19 protein-coding genes are annotated in these 16,003 nt (G+C 60.7%); 2 read left to right on the forward strand and 17 right to left on the reverse strand.

Annotated elements, in window-relative coordinates:
• Nucleotides 1–206 precede the first annotated feature (206 nt).
• The 10 genes from ccoS to ACIQ36_RS01980 all read right to left on the reverse strand — a co-directional run bounded on the left by ccoS (nucleotide 207) and on the right by ACIQ36_RS01980 (nucleotide 9,285).
• Nucleotides 207–389 carry a cbb3-type cytochrome oxidase assembly protein CcoS gene (ccoS, locus tag ACIQ36_RS01935; RefSeq protein WP_395825024.1) on the reverse strand — a complete coding sequence of 61 codons (183 nt, stop codon included), beginning with the start codon at nucleotides 387–389 and terminating at the stop codon, nucleotides 207–209.
• On the reverse strand, nucleotides 377–2,773 hold the full coding sequence (locus ACIQ36_RS01940; RefSeq protein WP_395825026.1) for a heavy metal translocating P-type ATPase metal-binding domain-containing protein: 2,397 nt from the start codon (nucleotides 2,771–2,773) through the stop codon (nucleotides 377–379). Before ACIQ36_RS01940 ends, ccoS begins: the two co-directional genes overlap by 13 nt.
• Entirely contained in the window at nucleotides 2,770–3,261 is a 492-nt protein-coding gene (locus tag ACIQ36_RS01945) for a FixH family protein (protein WP_395825028.1), read from the reverse strand. The genes ACIQ36_RS01940 and ACIQ36_RS01945 overlap by 4 nt, the downstream gene beginning before the upstream one ends.
• A complete protein-coding gene (ccoG, locus tag ACIQ36_RS01950; RefSeq protein WP_395825031.1) occupies nucleotides 3,245–4,783 on the reverse strand; it encodes a cytochrome c oxidase accessory protein CcoG in 1,539 nt (512 codons plus the stop codon). The genes ACIQ36_RS01945 and ccoG overlap by 17 nt, the downstream gene beginning before the upstream one ends.
• 92 nt (nucleotides 4,784–4,875) lie before the next feature.
• The gene (gene ccoP, locus ACIQ36_RS01955; RefSeq protein WP_395825034.1) at nucleotides 4,876–5,754 is read right to left on the reverse strand and encodes a cytochrome-c oxidase, cbb3-type subunit III; all 879 of its coding nucleotides are present in this window, start codon (nucleotides 5,752–5,754) and stop codon (nucleotides 4,876–4,878) included.
• 11 nt (nucleotides 5,755–5,765) lie between these two features.
• Entirely contained in the window at nucleotides 5,766–5,918 is a 153-nt protein-coding gene (locus tag ACIQ36_RS01960) for a cbb3-type cytochrome c oxidase subunit 3 (RefSeq protein ID WP_156995078.1), read from the reverse strand.
• A 9-nt stretch (nucleotides 5,919–5,927) separates the two neighbouring features.
• A complete protein-coding gene (ccoO, locus tag ACIQ36_RS01965) occupies nucleotides 5,928–6,653 on the reverse strand; it encodes a cytochrome-c oxidase, cbb3-type subunit II (RefSeq protein WP_395825037.1) in 726 nt (241 codons plus the stop codon).
• A 2-nt stretch (nucleotides 6,654–6,655) separates the two neighbouring features.
• Nucleotides 6,656–8,134: a cytochrome-c oxidase, cbb3-type subunit I gene (gene ccoN, locus ACIQ36_RS01970; protein ID WP_395825040.1), complete on the reverse strand. Its 1,479-nt coding sequence runs from the start codon at nucleotides 8,132–8,134 to the stop codon at nucleotides 6,656–6,658.
• A 132-nt stretch (nucleotides 8,135–8,266) separates the two neighbouring features.
• Complete coding sequence (locus ACIQ36_RS01975; RefSeq protein ID WP_395825043.1) at nucleotides 8,267–8,464, reverse strand: hypothetical protein; 198 nt, start codon at nucleotides 8,462–8,464, stop codon at nucleotides 8,267–8,269.
• Nucleotides 8,465–8,502: 38 nt separating this feature from the next.
• Nucleotides 8,503–9,285: a DUF2189 domain-containing protein gene (locus ACIQ36_RS01980; protein ID WP_395825046.1), complete on the reverse strand. Its 783-nt coding sequence runs from the start codon at nucleotides 9,283–9,285 to the stop codon at nucleotides 8,503–8,505.
• Between the two features lie 145 nt (nucleotides 9,286–9,430).
• Here ACIQ36_RS01980 and ACIQ36_RS01985 point away from each other — a divergent pair, with 145 nt between their 5' ends.
• Complete coding sequence (locus ACIQ36_RS01985; RefSeq protein ID WP_395825048.1) at nucleotides 9,431–10,210, forward strand: sulfite exporter TauE/SafE family protein; 780 nt, start codon at nucleotides 9,431–9,433, stop codon at nucleotides 10,208–10,210.
• Here ACIQ36_RS01985 and hemN read toward each other — a convergent pair.
• Together hemN and ACIQ36_RS01995 are read right to left on the reverse strand one after the other, a co-directional pair.
• The gene (hemN, locus tag ACIQ36_RS01990) at nucleotides 10,207–11,592 is read right to left on the reverse strand and encodes an oxygen-independent coproporphyrinogen III oxidase (RefSeq protein ID WP_395825051.1); all 1,386 of its coding nucleotides are present in this window, start codon (nucleotides 11,590–11,592) and stop codon (nucleotides 10,207–10,209) included. The two genes, ACIQ36_RS01985 and hemN, sit on opposite strands and share 4 nt — an antisense overlap.
• Entirely contained in the window at nucleotides 11,568–12,029 is a 462-nt protein-coding gene (locus tag ACIQ36_RS01995; protein WP_395825054.1) for a hypothetical protein, read from the reverse strand. The genes hemN and ACIQ36_RS01995 overlap by 25 nt, the downstream gene beginning before the upstream one ends.
• 190 nt (nucleotides 12,030–12,219) lie before the next feature.
• Here ACIQ36_RS01995 and ACIQ36_RS02000 point away from each other — a divergent pair, with 190 nt between their 5' ends.
• Nucleotides 12,220–12,936, forward strand: coding sequence for a cyclic nucleotide-binding domain-containing protein (locus tag ACIQ36_RS02000; RefSeq protein WP_395825057.1), 717 nt, complete (start codon nucleotides 12,220–12,222; stop codon nucleotides 12,934–12,936).
• Here the strand turns inward: ACIQ36_RS02000 and ACIQ36_RS02005 are convergent.
• From ACIQ36_RS02005 to ACIQ36_RS02025, 5 genes are read right to left on the reverse strand one after another with little or no spacing between them, the layout of a single operon-like run.
• Complete coding sequence (locus ACIQ36_RS02005) at nucleotides 12,917–13,378, reverse strand: lasso peptide biosynthesis B2 protein (protein WP_395825059.1); 462 nt, start codon at nucleotides 13,376–13,378, stop codon at nucleotides 12,917–12,919. The genes ACIQ36_RS02000 and ACIQ36_RS02005 overlap by 20 nt on opposite strands.
• Before the next feature lie 34 nt (nucleotides 13,379–13,412).
• Nucleotides 13,413–13,976, reverse strand: a complete 564-nt coding sequence (locus ACIQ36_RS02010) for a GNAT family N-acetyltransferase (protein WP_395825062.1) — start codon at nucleotides 13,974–13,976, stop codon at nucleotides 13,413–13,415.
• On the reverse strand, nucleotides 13,977–14,579 hold the full coding sequence (locus ACIQ36_RS02015) for a phage tail protein (protein WP_395825065.1): 603 nt from the start codon (nucleotides 14,577–14,579) through the stop codon (nucleotides 13,977–13,979).
• Between the two features lie 21 nt (nucleotides 14,580–14,600).
• Nucleotides 14,601–15,140: a phage tail protein gene (locus tag ACIQ36_RS02020; RefSeq protein ID WP_395825068.1), complete on the reverse strand. Its 540-nt coding sequence runs from the start codon at nucleotides 15,138–15,140 to the stop codon at nucleotides 14,601–14,603.
• A gap of 30 nt (nucleotides 15,141–15,170) precedes the next feature.
• A complete protein-coding gene (locus ACIQ36_RS02025) occupies nucleotides 15,171–15,734 on the reverse strand; it encodes a phage tail protein (protein WP_395825071.1) in 564 nt (187 codons plus the stop codon).
• Nucleotides 15,735–16,003: the final 269 nt, after the last annotated feature.

Genomic DNA, 16,003 nt, shown 5'->3' on the forward strand with positions numbered 1-16,003 from the left:
CCCACCCCCCACAAACGAACCCCACCCGCTTTCGCATGGGTCCTATGCCCGAAGTTCGCAGCATTTGCACTTGCCGGGTACGGGAAGTTTGGCTATGTTGCATTGCATCATCGTTATCGATGATTTGTCCGCTCTGCGGACGTTTCCTCCCTAAACTCGGGCTGCGCTTGTCGCAGCCCCTTTTTTTTGCCTTCTAAAATAAGGGCTTATGGCTCGTCACGCTTGGCGGGAACCCGGTCCGGCAGGGGCGAATCATCGTCAAACAGAATGCGGTTAGCCGCCCCGTCCATATCCTCATATTGCCCCGAGCGTAAGGACCAGAGAAAGGCCGCGAGCGCGCCGCCGCCGAGCAGCAGGCTGACGGGGATCAGATAGACTAGAACATCCATGGCAGTCTCCGCCGGGCGAGCCGGAAGCTATTGGCAATGACCAACAGCGAGGACGAGGACATGGCCGCCGCTGCAATCAACGGCGTCACCAGCCCGGCAATCGCCAAAGGCACCGCCAAGAGATTATAGATGAGCGCGATAATGAGGTTTTCTTTCGCGAGCCGCTGGGCTGCGCGCCCGGTATCGAGCGCCAGCAGCACGGGGCCGAGCTTTTCACCCTGAAACACGAGATCCGCCGCCGTTTGCGCGATATCCGCCGCGCTGGTTGGGGAGATTGAGACATGGGCGGCCGCAAGCGCGGGGGCATCGTTCAGCCCATCGCCCACCATCAGCACCCGGCGGCCTTCGGCGCGCAACGCTTCCAGATGCGCGGCTTTCTCGGCAGGCGTCGCCCCGCCGCGCCAGCCGTTAAGGCCCAAGGCCGTTGCGACCGGAGCGACCGCAACCGAACGATCCCCGGAGAGCAGTGTTAGCCGATACCCCTGTGCCCGCAGGCCCGCGACCACGGCAGCGGCATCGCTGCGGATCGGATCGTTGAAGACAAAGCGCTGCGCGGTGGCGTTCGGCGCGCAAAACCAAAGTTCCGGCGCGCTATCTCCCACGTCTGTAAGCGCATCAATCCCACAGAAAGCCCGGCTGCCCAGGCGATAGTCGCCCTCGGGTGAACCCCAGCGCAGCCCCGCCCCCGCCACTTCCTCAACCCCGCTCTGAGCTTGGCCCGGCCCGGCAGCCTCGACCAAGGCGCGGGAAAGCGGATGACGGCTCACACGCGCCAGGGCCGCCGCGTGCTGCAAAACTTCGGGCGCATAGGCTTCGGGTGTCAACAGAACCGGGCGACCGAGGGTCAGCGTGCCGGTTTTATCGAAAACGATATCGGTCACGCTGGCGAGCCGCTCCAGCGCCGTGGCCGATTTCAGCAAAACGCCGCGCTTCATCAAGCGGGACGAAGCAAGCACCTGCACCACGGGCACCGCCAGCGCCAGCGCGCAGGGGCAGGTGATAATCAGCACGGCGACTGCCGCCGACAGCGCGTCTTGCCACGGCGCCCCCATACCCCACAACCAGCCGAGAAAGGTGGTCAGCGCCGTCAAATGTACGACCGGCGCATAGCGTTTCGCCACCCGGTCCGCCAGAGCGACAAAGCGCGAGCGCCGCGATTCCGCCGCTTCCATCAACCGCACGATTTCGGCGAGCAAGGTGCCATCGCCCGTGGCGGTGGCTTCGCAGGTGAGCGGTGCCCCGAGATTCAGCATGCCCGCATGAACTGTTTCGCCGGGATGCACTGTGCGCGGTAGGCTTTCGCCGGTGACGAGGCTGGTATCCAGCGCCGACGTTCCCTCGATAATGCGGCCATCGACGCCGATGCGCTCGCCCGCCGCGACCAGAATCCGGTCGCCGACCGCCACCCGATCCGCCGGGAGCGTCGTGACCGTCCCGCCAACGCCGAGCACGCGCACCGCTACCGTGCGCAAACTGAGCAATTGTTCAGCCACCGCCCGGGCCGCACCGCGCGCGTGATGATCAAACGCCCGCCCGATCAGCAGGAAGAACAGCAGCATGGTTGCGCCGTCGAAAAACGCATGCTCCCAGCCGTTCGCGGTCTGATACAGGCTCATGCCCGTCGCCAAGGTAACTCCGATGGAAATCGGCACGTCCATATTGGTGTGACCGTTGCGCAAGGCCGCCCAAGCCGACTGGAAAAACGGCTGCCCCGCGTAAGCGACGGCGGGCAGCGCAATGAGCGCCGAAACCCAATGCAGCAAATCGCGCGTCGCATGCCCCATACCCTGGGTTTCCCCGGCCCAAATGCCGATGGAGAGCAGCATAATATTCCCCGCCGCAAACCCGGCCACGGCCAGCGCCCGCAGCAGGGCTTTGCCCGTACGGTCGCGCGCATTCTTCAAGCTCTGCGGATCGAAGGGAATCAGCCGATAACCCAGGCGCTCAATCGCTTCGACCGGGCGGCGCCAATCGTCGGCGCTGCCGTCCCAGGTGAGGCGCAGGCGGCGCGTCGTCATATTCACGCGGCCCTCGCGCATGCCCGGCAGCTTCGCCAAAACCGATTCGATTAGCCAAACACAGGCGGCGCACTGCAGCCCGTCGACCATCACCGTCAGGCTGGCGGTCCCCTTATCGCCCGCGCGAACGAAAGCGGCCATATCCGCGCCTTCCTCCTCTGGGCGCGGCGCGCGCGCGTCGGGGTCCAAGCAGCGGCGGGCGTAATATTGATCGAGCCCAAGATCGTGAATCAGCCCGTAAGCCCCGGCGCAGCCGTGGCAGCAAAAGCGCTCGCCCGGCGCGGTTGCGGCTTGCAGCGCCGCGCCGCAATGGGCGCAGGTCGACTCGGAGGTATCAAACGCCGCCACTGCCCGCAGCGCGGTCATTTCAGAATCATCCGCTGTTCAATCACGGCTTGCGCCTCGCCCTGACGAATGACCATGCGCGCGGCCCATTGCCCTGGCCGCAGGCCGTTCAGCGTTACCTGAGCCCGCCCCGCCTCGACCGGCAGGCTCACCGTCGGCAGAGAATTGCCTTCTAACGGGCGGGTGAGCGTCAGTTGCACCACGACCGCATCAAGCGGCCCGTTGGCGTCGGTTACAAGAAGCTGAAACCGCGCGCGCCCTTCGACCGCGTTAAAATCCGATGCCAGAATCTGCGCGCCCCAGCCAAGCTTGGCCTGCACGCGCCCCGCCGCGAGGATCTTATTATAGGCGATGCCATTTTCGTAAGGCTTCTCGATCACCAAACCAACCGGCTGGCGCGTCGCGAAGTACAGCAAAGTGCCATTGGCAATCAACACCACCCCAAAGCCCGCAAGGAAACACCAGGGAATCCAGCGGTAGCGATGGGAAGCCTCAGTTTGCGTCATCATCCGAAGACTCGTCATGATGCTGTCCTTTGATATCATGGGGGCCGATAAAGAGACTGTCGATATGGACGTGCTCGTCGGTCGCCCGGTTGTGGACTGTCAGGGTGATCGGGGTTCGCTCGTCTTTGAGCCGCGCCTTGGGGACTTTCACGAAAAGACGGATCGTGCTGACGCTATCGGGCGGCAAGGCGAGGTTTTCGACCGAAAGCGCGCTATCATCCTGCCCGCGCGCCGAAAGCTCCGCCCGTTTCAGCCCGCTGAGCGTAACCTGAACGTTCTGGGACGCGCGCTGCTTATTGATGATCTTCAGCGTATAGGCATTGCGGATGGAGCCATCCGACAGGCCGACATAAAGCGGCGCACGGTCGCGCAAGACGGTCAACTCGGTGGTTGCGCGCGAGAATAACCCGACGACCATCACGGCGGATAAAAGTAAAAACGCGGCGATGTAGATAAAGGTGCGCGCCCGGAACAGCTTATAATGCCCCGCTCCACCCTTGGCTTTCGCCTCTTGATTAGCCAGCGTATCCCAGGTGATCAGATGGCGCGGGCGACCAACCTTATCCATTATCTCATTGCAGGCGTCGACACAGAGGCCGCAGTTGATGCACTCAAGCTGTATCCCGTCGCGAATATCAATCCCGGTCGGGCAGACCGCAACGCATTGCTTGCAGTCGATGCAATCGCCGCGCCCGTCCCACGAATCGCCCGCCTTATGCTTGCCGCGCGTCTCGCCGCGCCATTTTTGATAGGTGACGGTCAAGGTTTGCTCGTCGAGCATCGCCGCCTGAAAGCGCGGCCACGGGCACATGTAGGTGCAAACCTGCTCCCGCGCCCAACCCGCCAACAGATACGTTGTCGCAGTGAAAAGGCCGAAAAAGAAATAGGTGCCCGACCCAGCTTGTCCGGTGAAAATCTCCCGCGTTACCGTCGGCGCGTCCTGGTAATACATGATCCAAGCGCCGCCCGTGGCCATGGAGATCCCCAGCCAAACCGCATGCTTGAGGAGCTTTTTACCAATCTTCGCCCCGCTCATCGGCGCTTGATCGAGGCGCATCCGCGCGTTGCGGTCGCCTTCAATCGCCCGTTCAATGGCCATGAAAAGATCGGTCCAAACCGTTTGCGGGCAGGTATAGCCGCACCACAGCCGACCAAACAGGCTCGTGACCAGAAACAAGGCCACCGCCGCGAGGATCAAGACCCCGGTGAGGTAGTAGATTTCCTGCGGCCAGATTTCGATACCGAAGATGTACCCGCGCTGCCCATCGAGATCGAGCAAGATGGCCTGATCGGGCTGGCCCGGCCCCCGGTCCCAGCGTATCCAGGGAACCGTGTAATAGACGAACAAGCAGAAGGCCAAAATCGCCCATTTCACCTGCCGCGCCCGCCCCTTTACCGCCTTTGGGTAAACTTTCACCCGATTGGCGTAGAGCGAATCCCCTGCCGACTTCAGGCTTTCGCGCTGCTGCTTGGCGGAGAGAAGTGGATCGGGAAGTGGGGTTTGTCCTGCCGGTAGATCGGCCATTTTTCAAAACTCCACCCCCACCGCGCCTAATGGGCAGGCGAGACGGTGGGGGCTGTCGGTGAGCTTAACCTATCCTGAACAATCAGAAGGGCTTATTGACCGCCGCCGAGCGCGTGCACATACAGGGTCAGCATTTTGATCTGGGCTTCGCTAAGGCGGGTCGACCAAGCCGGCATGACGCCCTGACGCGGGGCGGAGATCTGTTGGATCAACGCCGCGCGATCCCCACCATACAGCCAAATGGCGTCGCTCAGACGCGGAGACCCAAATTCTTTCAGCCCCTCGGCTTTCGCGCCATGGCAGGCCACGCATTGTTCGCCGAAAATTTCCGCCCCGCGTTTTGCCGCAGGCGACAGGGCCGTTCCCGCTGGCGTGCCGAGCGCGATCACATAATCGGCCACATCGCCGATTTGTGCCGGGGTCAGCAGCCCGTCGGCCCCATAGCGCGGCATTGCCGAATCACGCGCTTCAGCCCCACCGTTCCGAATACCGTGCTGAATGGTAAGCTGAATGGCCTCCCGCGTGCCGCCCCATAGCCAATCATCGTCGGCAAGAACGGGGAAGCCACCGGGACGACCGGAACCGCCCGCGCCGTGGCAGGGGGCACAGTTATCGGCAAACACCGCGCGCCCGCCGGTGAGGGCGAAGGTGGCAAGATCGGGGTTCTTTTGAACCTCCTCAATCGGCGTTTCCGCGAGTTTTGCTAACATCGGCGCGCGCGCGTCAGCGACTGACTTTAGCTTCGTCTCGATTTCCTGACGCTCGGAATACCCAAGGAAGCCCTTGAAATAGGTCGTTCCCAGCGGCACCGAGGGGTAAAGCGCCATCCAAATGATGCCCCAAACGATGGTTGCATACATCGTATAGAGCCACCATTTGGGCAGCGGTGTATTGAGTTCCTTAATCCCGTCCCACTCGTGGCCGGTCGTATTGGTGCCGGTAACGGCATCCTTTTCGATTTTCGTCGGCATGACCGTAATCCTTAAGCATCATCGTCGAGGGGAATGCGCGCATGCGCGTCCATGGCGGCGCGGCGTTTCGGCCAATACACCCAGACAATCATCCCGACGAACAAGAGCATCACCCAGACGATCCAATAGGAGCGGACCGTCATGTACAGCGTGACCAAATCCATGACGCCCTCCTATTGTTGGAGATCCTTGAGCGTGAGCCCGTTGAAATCGACCAAAGTGCCGAGCATCTGGAGATAGGCGACCAGCGCATCCATCTCGGTCAGCTTCGCCGGATTGCCGTCAAAATCGCCCACGACGGCTTTCGGATACCGCTTCAGCAGCGCCACCGTATCGGCGTCGGGATTGGCTTGATCGACCAAATCCTTGGCCGCTTGGGCGATTTGATCGTCGCTATACGGCACGCCCACCCGCCGATTGGCGACAAGATGCCCTGCCGGATCGGCCATATTGACCTTGTTTTCCGCTAGGAAGGCATAGGTTGGCATGACCGAGCCCGGCACAATCGCTTGCGGGTTCACCAAATGGGCGACGTGCCAATCGTTCGAGTATTTCCCGCCGACGCGCGCTAGATCCGGCCCGGTGCGCTTGGAGCCCCATTGGAACGGATGATCGTATTTGCTTTCGGCGGCGATCGAATAATGCCCGTAGCGCTCAGCTTCATCCCGGAACGGGCGGATCTGCTGGCTGTGGCACAGGTAGCAGCCTTCCCGGACGTAGATATTCCGGCCCGCAAGCTCCAGCGGCGTATAGGGACGCACGCCTTCGACCTTTTCAATCGTCGTTTCGATGGTGAAGAGCGGGACGATTTCGACCAGCCCCCCCACCGCAATCGTTGGCAGAATCAGCACCAGCATCAGCAGGGCGTTCTTTTCGATATATTCGTGTTTGAAGCCCATGATTATGCCTCCGCCTTAACGGTGGCCGTCTTGCCAGCCGGCTGAACCGCTTCGCCGTGATAGATGGTCATCCACAAGTTGTAGACCATAATCAAGGCCCCCACGAGGAACAGAACCCCACCCAACGCGCGGATCACGTAGAACGGATGCATCGCCTGGACGGATTCGATGAAGGAATATTGCAAGAAGCCAAGCTGGTCGTAAGCGCGCCACATCAGGCCCTGCATGATCCCCGACACCCACATGGAGGTGATGTAGAGCACGATCCCCAGGGTCGCGGTCCAGAAGTGCCACGAAGCAAGGCGTTTGGAGTAAATATCGACCTTATTCCAAAGGTTCGGCACCATGTAATAGAGCGTGCCGAAGCAGATGAAGGCGACCCAACCCAAAGCCCCGGAGTGGACGTGACCGATGGTCCAGTCGGTATAATGGCTGAGCGCATTGACCTGCCGGATCGACATCAGCGGACCTTCAAAGGTGCTCATGCCGTAGAAGCCAACCGCCGTAACCGAGAAGCGCAGGCCCGGATCGGTCCGCAGCTTGTCCCACGCCCCCGACAGCGTCATAAGCCCGTTAATCATCCCGCCCCACGAGGGCATCCACAGCATGATCGAAAACGCCATGCCCAGCGTCTGCGCCCAATCCGGCAGGGCCGTATAGTGCAGATGGTGAGGACCTGCCCAAATATAGAGGAAGATCAGCGCCCAGAAATGGATGATCGACAGGCGATAGGAGTAAACCGGCCGTTCCGCCCGCTTGGGGATGTAGTAGTACATCATGGCGAGGAAGCCTGCGGTCAGGAAGAAGCCCACCGCATTATGGCCGTACCACCATTGCACCAGCGCATCTTGCACCCCGGCAAAAAGCGAATAGCTTTTCGCGCCGAAGAAGCTGACCGGCATCGACAGGTTATTGCCGATGTGGAGCATCGCAATCGTCACGATGAAGGCCAGGTAGAACCAGTTCGCCACATAGATATGCGGCTCTTTGCGCTTCATCAGCGTGCCGAGGAAGATCACCAGATAGACGACCCACACGAGGGTCAGCCACAGGTCGATAAACCATTCCGGCTCGGCATATTCTTTGCCCTGGGAATAGCCCAGCACATAGCTGAGCGCCGCCATGACGATGAAGAATTGATAGCCCCAGAAGACGAATTCGGCCAGCGCCCGCCCACCGAACAGCGTGGTTCGGCAGGTTCGCTGCACCACCTGAAACGAGGTGCCGATCAGCATCGAGCCGCCAAAAGCGAAAATCGCCGCCGAGGTATGGACCGGGCGCAACCGCCCGAAAGTAGTATATTCCAGCCCTAAATTCAGCGCCGGAAACGCCAGTTGAAAGGCGATATAAGTGCCTGCCGCAAACGCCACCACGGACCAAAAAATGGCCATGACGACAAATTTGCGAACGACATCTTCGTTATAGGCCTCGACAGCGCGCGCGGGCGCGGCCGTCGATCCCAGGCTCATGGTTGCGTCCATGGTGTTTCCCATTTACGTCAGAGGCCCTGTCTGATTTCCGCGTGCCCGGCACGCTTCAGACGGGTGATATCCTGGGGACTATGGCGCTAGCGCCGATCCCCGGCATTGATCCAGGTCAAGGTCTGCCCCCTATCAGGCATGACGGAAGGCATCCACCCGGTCGAAATGCCCCTTGATCAGGAAGAAATTGAACAGAATGGACATAACGAACAGGCTAAGGCCGAACAGATGCGCCTGAAAATCGACCGCACCCGCCGCCAGAAACAGCCCGACGAGGCCGAGAATGCCGACGAAAAAACCAACGAGGGTATCAACTAAGCTGGACTTCATGATGGGTCTCCGTGAGCAAGAGGCAAAACAAGCCGCCATTACGGTAAGGGGCGCACGAGGTCACGGTAGGCGTGCCAGGTTGCGTGCCCGACCAGCGGCATCAGAAGAATAAAACCGAGGTAAAAGGTTGCGATGCTTACCGCTGTCGCGAAGGCGATCAGCCCGGCCCACAGCGCCATTGCGGGCCAATTCAGGCGCACGGCCAAAACGCTCGTGGAGACCGCCTTAACCACATCGACATCGCGATCCATCAGCATGGGAATGGCGATGCACGAAACCGCAAAGGAAATTGCCGCGAGGGTTGCCCCCAAGAGCGTACCGACGACGAGAAAGGTGAGGCTGTGCGAGGGCGTTAACAGAAAATCGAGCAAGCTCGTGATCGAAACCTCGCGAATGCCGTAAAAGAGCGCAAACAGCAGCGTGGCTAAGCGAATCCAAGCGAGGTGGATCACCAAAAGCAGCAGGCCCATCAATCCGAACTGCGACGGGTTGCGCGCGATGCCTTGAAAGCCAACGGAAAGCCCAATGGGCAGGCCGTTTTCTAACCGGCGGCTGATCTCATAAAGCCCGGCCGCCATCAGCGGGGCAACCAGCGCGAACCCGGCCAGCATCGGCAGCAGCAGAAACGGCAGATCGATTTCGAACAACACCAGGGTCAGCAGTACGCTGAGCGCAAAAATCGCCCCACCATAGGCGAGGCTCATCGCCCCCGCCCGGCGCATATCCTGCCACCCGGCGGCCAGCCATACCCACGGCTGATCGATGGGAACTGCCTTGATTTGCCGGGCAATCGGGAAAAAATCGGGTACTCTGTCGGTCATCTGCACTCGCCCCCCAAGGCTATTTTTGGATAGCCCGTGCTTTCACATACGCCGGGCCTTGTGTTTGGGCTTTGATTCAGATCAAGGCCGCGTGATTTTGAACACCCTATCCTCAAAGTAGAGTAAGATGTAGGATTCCTTAAAAATGTCGTTCGTCCATACCGACCTGATAACGTTAGCCAGCCTCTGCACACCGGAATGGACGAGCGGTCTTGGGGCGACGGGGCTCTACACCGGGCTCCTGCTCGCGGGTGCAACCGGAAGTTTATTGCACTGTGGGCCGATGTGCGGCGGCTTTGTGATGGCCCAGGTCGGGCGGCGGATGGCGCTCGCGCCCCCCGGCCCTCTCTGCGAGCGCGCCCGCCTCGCCCAATCCGCCCTGCCGCTTTATCACTTGGGCCGCATCACCACCTATGCGCTGCTCGGGCTTATTGCGGGGGGGATCGGAGCCGCCTTTGCTGAAACGCCGCTGTTCCGCTGGGCGGTGGCGGCGCTTCTGCTGGCCGCCGCAATGATGCTCGGGATGCTTGCTTTACGGACCGTTGGGGGGCCGTTGTTTGCGAGCAACGGTCGAGCAGCCTCGGGTGCCGTCCCGTTCACCCAACGTTTGATCGGCCCGCTCCGCCGTTTCTTTGATCGCCCCTTAGGTTGGCGCGGGTATGGGCTGGGCATGATCCTCGGGTTCTTACCCTGCGGGCTGGTCTATGCCGCCCTTACGGTCGCCGCCGCGACGGGAAAACCGCTGGCCGGAGCCCTTGCCCTCGCCTGCTTCGGCCTCGGGACCGTGCCGACACTGGTCGCCCTCGGCCTGCTCGGTCATCTCGCCGGGCGGCGCTGGCAAGCGTTTGGACAGAAAGCCGCGCCGGTGCTGTTGGGCCTCAACGCGGTTCTGTTATCGGCGCTGGCCTGGAAGGCCGTGCTTTAAACCGCCTGCGAATATCGCCCCGCGCCTTCGGACAGATAGGTATCGAACACTGCCGCGACAGAGCGCACCAAAGGCCGCGCCGCCTCGCGCACCGTGACGACCGACCCGTTCACCGCGACAAGCCCATCGTGCGTGAGATCGGCCAGCGCGAGCCGTTCCGTGAAAAAAGTCTCGTCGGAACCAAACTCGGAGGCGACCGCCGCCAAATCGACCGTTAAATCGCACATTAAGCGCTCGATGACGGCCCGGCGCAGCTTATCGTCGGCGGTCAGCGCGATCCCCCGGGCGACCGGCAGGCGATTTTCCATCACGGCGGCGCGATAGTCCGGCACGGACAAAACATTCTGAAGATAGCCCTGCGGCAGCGCGCTGATCGACGAGGTGCCCAAGCCAATCAGGGTTTCGGCCCCATCGGTCGTATAGCCTTGAAAATTCCGCCGCAAGGTTCCCTGGCGCAGCATCCGGGCCATCCCGTCCGAGGGGCGCGCGAAATGATCAAGCCCAATGCGCTCGTACCCCGCTGCGGCAATTTGATCGGAGGCATTCTGATAGAGGGCGTAGCGTTCATCGGGCGGCGGCAATGTTGCGGTAGGAATGATCGCTTGATGGCGCTTCATCCACGGCACATGGGCGTAGCCGAACAGAGCGATTCGATCGGGCACCAGCGACAGGCTGAGATCGACGGTTTGCCGGATTGTCGCTTGGGTTTGCGCAGGTAGGCCGTAGATGAGATCCAGATTGATCGAGGCGATCCCCGCCGCCCGCAACCCATCGACCACATCCGCCGTTTCGGTAAAGCTCTGACGGCGATTGATGAGGGTTTGCACCTCGGCATCGAAATCCTGCACGCCGATACTGGCGCGCGTAAGGCCCAGCCCGGCATAGCCTTTAATTTGCTCCTGCCGCACGCCACGCGGATCAATCTCCATCGCGATTTCGCTAACACTGGTTAGAGTGAAGCGGGCATGCAACCGCGCCATCACCGTTTCCAGAAGGTCTATCGGCAGCATTGAGGGAGAGCCGCCGCCGAAATGGATTTCGTGGACCGGCACCAATCGCCCTAGGCGCTCCGCCACCAAATCGATCTCGCGCAGCAGCAGGTCCACATAGGCGCGGATCGGCGCATCGTGGCTCACGATTTGCGTATGACAGCCACAGTACCAGCAGAGCTGCTGACAAAACGGAATATGCAAATAGAGCGACACCGGCTGCCCCTCCGGCAACGCCTCCAACCACCCGCCGTAGGTGGTAGCCGTCACATTTGGCGTGAAATGCGGCGCAGTTGGGTAGCTGGTGTAGCGCGGCACCCGGCCTTCGAACCGGGCGATTTGATCGGGGGTGAGCGGCACGGTAGGCGTCAGCACGCGGGCAGGGTTTTGCATAGAAGAACTCCTTCCAAGGCATGGCCTGCCGAGCGGAACTGATCGATCAGCCGCGTATCTTGGCGGGCCAGCGCAATTTCGATGGCGGTACAGTCGAGAACCGCCGCCGTTTCTTCCAAATGGCGCAGCAGATGATCGGCCGCGCCTTGCGTATGCAGAAAGTCGAGCGCAACGAAGCAATCTACCGTCAGCGCCGTGCCATGCCGAAACGAGCGCGTGCGGCGATAGGCGCAGAGGCCCGCCACATAGCCGCGCGTATCTTTCACCGCGACGAGGCCCGCCCCGGCAGGTTTGGTTGACTGGGTTTTGCGGGGCTCCGCCGCCCGCGCGAACTGCCGCCACGCCGCAAGCGATAGCTCCGGCGCTTCAAGCTGGATCAGCGCGAAGGCTTGATCGACCTCTCTCGGGGTCAAGCGCGATATGATGTGGAAGCGCATCCGTCATTCCGCAATTGGGCAGGCTTTCGTCCTACCCCCGCGCGCCACGAGGCGTCATTGATCTGAATCAATCGAAGAAGATGACATTGCCCGCGACGAAGCGCATAATTCAGCCATAGTTCGACAGCGGCCAATCGGGACAGTTTTTTTGACGACATCCTTTTCGCCTTCTCAGGGAGCATCCGTTCCGGTGGCCCAAAATTGCCCGGAGGATGAAAGCCGTCTGTGTTCTGAGTGTAGCGCACGCCCGCTCAGCATGTGCGCGGGCGTACCCGATGCTGATTTGATGGTTTTAGAGCGCTCGATCACCGATCTACACGTTGAGCCGCACGGTGCGATTGTCGATGAGGGCGAGCCTGCGCTGCATATGTTCAATGTCACCGCCGGTACGGTGAAAATCTATAAGCTGCTGCCCGATGGGCGGCGGCAGATTATTGGGTTTCTGATGGCGGGTGATTTTCTTGGCCTTGCCGTGCGCCAATCCTACGCCTATAGCGCCGAAGCCGTAACCCCGGTGCGCCTGTGCCGTTTCCCGCGCAAAAAGCTCGAAGAACTGTTCGAGCGCTACCCGATGATGGAAAAGCGCTTGCTTGGGCTTGCGGCCACCGAACTTGCGGTAGCGCAAGACCTGATGCTGCTGCTCGGGCGCAAAACGGCGAAGGAACGGTTGGCCTCGTTTCTCCTGATGCTGTCGGACCGGGCAAAGCGGCTCGGGCACACCAGCAATCCGGTGGCCCTACCGATGAGCCGGACGGATATAGCCGATTACCTTGGGCTGACAACCGAAACCGTCAGCCGCGCCTTCACGCAACTGCGCAATTTGAAAATGATCCGGCTGGAAACCACCAGCCAAGCCCTCTTGCTCGACCCCGAAGGCTTGCGGGCGATCACCGAGGGCGGGGCTTAGCTTTCGCTACAAAATCGGAAATGGGCGCATAATTCGGCGCTTGCGAGCCCCCGGTGACGTCGACCCCCGCTGCGATTAACCAAGCGTGCGCAGGGTCCAAGTCGGGGCGGCTCGCAACCCCGATGCGCGCAAGGCTCGGCACCCCCCGGCGTCCCAGCATCAAGCGCCCCGCGAGTGTTTGGACGAGGCAGGAATTGCGCCAGGGCAAGCGACGCCTCGCGGCACTAAGCGCGCGGCGCACCGCGAGGGCGGCACTCTTCTCGCGGGGAGTCTCGATCGGCCCAAGCCCATCCTCGGGCGGGCGCACTTGGCCGAGAAGCGGCGCGACGACCCTGAAGGGCAGCGCATGCAGCGCAATCCAGGCAAAGGCGAGCAACACCATGGCCTCGGCCACCCGCCCGCGATGTTTCCAGAGGGTTATCTTTGCGGATCGTTCCTTCATAGGCCGAGTTTAACCGAACCGCCGCGCCCCGGCATTATCGGCGTGATTTCCGGAGTTTCCCCGCCCGCCATTCCATCCGCCAGGATGCGCCGGTATCGCCAGCTTTACGAAACCCCAAACGGGTGTAGAGCCGATAGGCGCGGTTGAATTTATCCACGTGCAGGCTAACGCTTCGCCCTTGCGCGGCAGCAGACTGCTGGACCGCCGCCATAAGGGCCGCTCCCAGCCCCTTCCCCCGCCAGTCGGGCAGCAGACTGATATCGACAATCCGCAGATCCGCGAGCCCCTCCGGCTCCGACGCCCAAAGCTCTACCCGACCGATGAGTTGATCCTGGGCCGTTATGACGAGCCGCTGCCCGCCCAAAACATAGTGGGCATCGAAATGGCGGCATTGAAGATCGAACTGGCTGTTCAGAAAAACGGCAGCCGCAAAGGCATCGAACCCCGCCGCCGCTACTTCTTCCGCCCGCGTGCTACGGTAGAGGTCGCGCAGAAAGGGTAAATCCTCGGGCTGCCGCAGCCGAAGCCCAATCCCGCGTGCCTGCCAGTCGGCTGACAGGGCAAGCCAAAGCCCCGTCAGCCCCTGCGGGTGAGTCACCTAATTATTGGGGTTGACCGGGTATTCGCCATCGCTACAGATGTAATAGGCCATGACGAGATAGGGCTGAACGTTCGGGTGAGGGTCCGCGCCCCCCTGTGCGTTGCCATAAGCCACCGAAACCTTAACCCCAAGCTGGGTTTCGTTCGTCGAGGGGGGCACGTCGTAAGCGTTGATCGGTTTTACCGCAGTCGTAAGACCCCGGCTTAGCAGCGACGTGCCGACCAGATTCGGGGCCGTCCCCGTCGCCGTTGCGGCAGCCGTCATGCCTGTTGTCTGTGCGCTCGAAATCTTCGCCGAAAAAGTATGCGTGTGGCTGGGGGCCTGAGCGGCGTTCAGTGCTACCGTCTCCTGCCCAATAGTTTGGGCAAAAACATACTGCGTCCCCGTTGTCGGCGAGGTTCCCGCATCGACGGGAATACGCCCATTCAGATTGGGAAGGTTGAAGTAGGTCTGGTTGTCGCCCCCGAACCGGCTCGCCACTAAGGTATATAAGGCCTGATAATCTCGCAAAGCCACCCGCTGCCCATTGCAAGCAAGCCAACCATACGGCGCATAACCGAACGGAAACATGCGAATTTCGCCAATAAAAGCGTCTGCCATAACGGCCTCCCGACAATGCGATTAGTTGGTGAGTTCTGGAAAAAGACCATTGACGGCAATCGCATACGATAGCACCAGACTGGGCTGAATGTTCGTATGCGGCTGATTTCCGCCACCAGCGGATGCAACGGTTTGCGGTGCCGTTTGAAACACGGTGCCCGCTTGGGATTCGTTGCAGTAATAGAGATTCGTACCCACGTTTGCAGGCGCGTTGCTCGCGGCCGGGATCATGGCCGTCGCATCGGCTTTGGTCACCGAGATCGTGTGATTATGGGCCGGGACGGTTGCCGAGGTCAGTGTCACCTGCTCAGCCCCTGCGGTCTGGGCGAGCGCATAATTGGTGCCACCCGTCAGTGGCCCGAAATTCACCGGGCTGCGGCCGCGCAAGTCGGGAAGTTTAAAGTCTCTCACACCATCGCCCCCATAAGTCGTTCCAATCAGGGCGAAAAGTGCCTGGTATTCGGAGATACTCAAGGCGCGACCGTCGCAGGGCAAAAAATTTGCCGGTGCGTATTGATTAAAGGCGAACAAGCGAATTTCGCCCACATAATATTCTGCCATAGGGTCCTCCTGTCGGTAAGGGTGCCAAATTTAATTGCGCGGCGGCCAGATTCCTTGGGTGGCGATACAGATTTGCAGCGCCAGAATCGGTTGCCGATTTTCGTGCGCCCCATTGCCGCCAACCTGGGAAATGGTCGAGGTATGCAGCGGCACCCAATTTGGGTCGGTCGGGGTTGATGGACTGGGGGCATAAAGATTGAACGGTTGCGGAGCCGCTGCGTTTCCAGTCGCAACCCCGATGTAATTATCTTTGGGATTGGGTGACGTTGTTACCGTCGATTGCGAGGCGACGATGGCGTGATTATGCGGCGGGGTTTGCGCCGCCGTCAGCGTTACCGTTTCCGTGCCGCCGGTTTTCCCTAGTTGATAATTGGTTGGCCCGGCGCTCGATTGGCCGGTACCAACGGCAACCCGCCCGCGCAAATCGGGCAGAGCGAAATTAACCTTGCCGTCGCCGCCATAGGTATTGTTGAGCAAGGCAAACAGGGCCTGATACTCCCGAATCGTCAGAATCTGGCCATTGCACGGTAACCAGCCCTTCGGGACGCGCCCGAACGCAAAAACTCTAAGTTCACCCAAAAAATTATCTGTCATTGCACCCTCCTCCGCTTAGCACGCTTTCAAGGTGATCTGGATCGTGCCGTGCCCTTAAAACACCATAGCGCTGGCCGGGAGTCACACGGGAAGTGTTTCAATTTAAAAATAAAATGCATTGAAAAAAATATAACAATATGCTGCATTCTTGCGAATCATACTTATTCTAAACTAATTCGGCGGTTTTCCGATCCCGGCAAGGCCCCCGGCGCAATCAGAGCGTGCTCTTGCTCAGCGCGGGAGATTGCAGTAAAGTGAGAGGATGGACG

This window comes from Elstera sp. (genome assembly GCF_044372965.1).
Lineage (GTDB): Bacteria > Pseudomonadota > Alphaproteobacteria > Elsterales > Elsteraceae > Elstera.

Excerpts from the sequence above, each read along its gene's own strand:
- ccoS (WP_395825024.1), bottom strand. The coding sequence starts at position 389 with ATGGATGTTCTAGTCTATCTGATCCCCGTCAGCCTGCTGCTCGGCGGC.
- ACIQ36_RS01940 (WP_395825026.1), bottom strand. The coding sequence starts at position 2,773 with ATGACCGCGCTGCGGGCAGTGGCGGCGTTTGATACCTCCGAGTCGACC.
- ACIQ36_RS01945 (WP_395825028.1), bottom strand. The coding sequence starts at position 3,261 with ATGATGACGCAAACTGAGGCTTCCCATCGCTACCGCTGGATTCCCTGG.
- ccoG (WP_395825031.1), bottom strand. The coding sequence starts at position 4,783 with ATGGCCGATCTACCGGCAGGACAAACCCCACTTCCCGATCCACTTCTC.
- ccoP (WP_395825034.1), bottom strand. The coding sequence starts at position 5,754 with ATGCCGACGAAAATCGAAAAGGATGCCGTTACCGGCACCAATACGACC.
- ACIQ36_RS01960 (WP_156995078.1), bottom strand. The coding sequence starts at position 5,918 with ATGGATTTGGTCACGCTGTACATGACGGTCCGCTCCTATTGGATCGTC.
- ccoO (WP_395825037.1), bottom strand. The coding sequence starts at position 6,653 with ATGGGCTTCAAACACGAATATATCGAAAAGAACGCCCTGCTGATGCTG.
- ccoN (WP_395825040.1), bottom strand. The coding sequence starts at position 8,134 with ATGGACGCAACCATGAGCCTGGGATCGACGGCCGCGCCCGCGCGCGCT.
- ACIQ36_RS01975 (WP_395825043.1), bottom strand. The coding sequence starts at position 8,464 with ATGAAGTCCAGCTTAGTTGATACCCTCGTTGGTTTTTTCGTCGGCATT.
- ACIQ36_RS01980 (WP_395825046.1), bottom strand. The coding sequence starts at position 9,285 with ATGACCGACAGAGTACCCGATTTTTTCCCGATTGCCCGGCAAATCAAG.
- ACIQ36_RS01985 (WP_395825048.1), top strand. The coding sequence starts at position 9,431 with ATGTCGTTCGTCCATACCGACCTGATAACGTTAGCCAGCCTCTGCACA.
- hemN (WP_395825051.1), bottom strand. The coding sequence starts at position 11,592 with ATGCAAAACCCTGCCCGCGTGCTGACGCCTACCGTGCCGCTCACCCCC.
- ACIQ36_RS01995 (WP_395825054.1), bottom strand. The coding sequence starts at position 12,029 with ATGCGCTTCCACATCATATCGCGCTTGACCCCGAGAGAGGTCGATCAA.
- ACIQ36_RS02005 (WP_395825059.1), bottom strand. The coding sequence starts at position 13,378 with ATGAAGGAACGATCCGCAAAGATAACCCTCTGGAAACATCGCGGGCGG.
- ACIQ36_RS02015 (WP_395825065.1), bottom strand. The coding sequence starts at position 14,579 with ATGGCAGACGCTTTTATTGGCGAAATTCGCATGTTTCCGTTCGGTTAT.
- ACIQ36_RS02020 (WP_395825068.1), bottom strand. The coding sequence starts at position 15,140 with ATGGCAGAATATTATGTGGGCGAAATTCGCTTGTTCGCCTTTAATCAA.
- ACIQ36_RS02025 (WP_395825071.1), bottom strand. The coding sequence starts at position 15,734 with ATGACAGATAATTTTTTGGGTGAACTTAGAGTTTTTGCGTTCGGGCGC.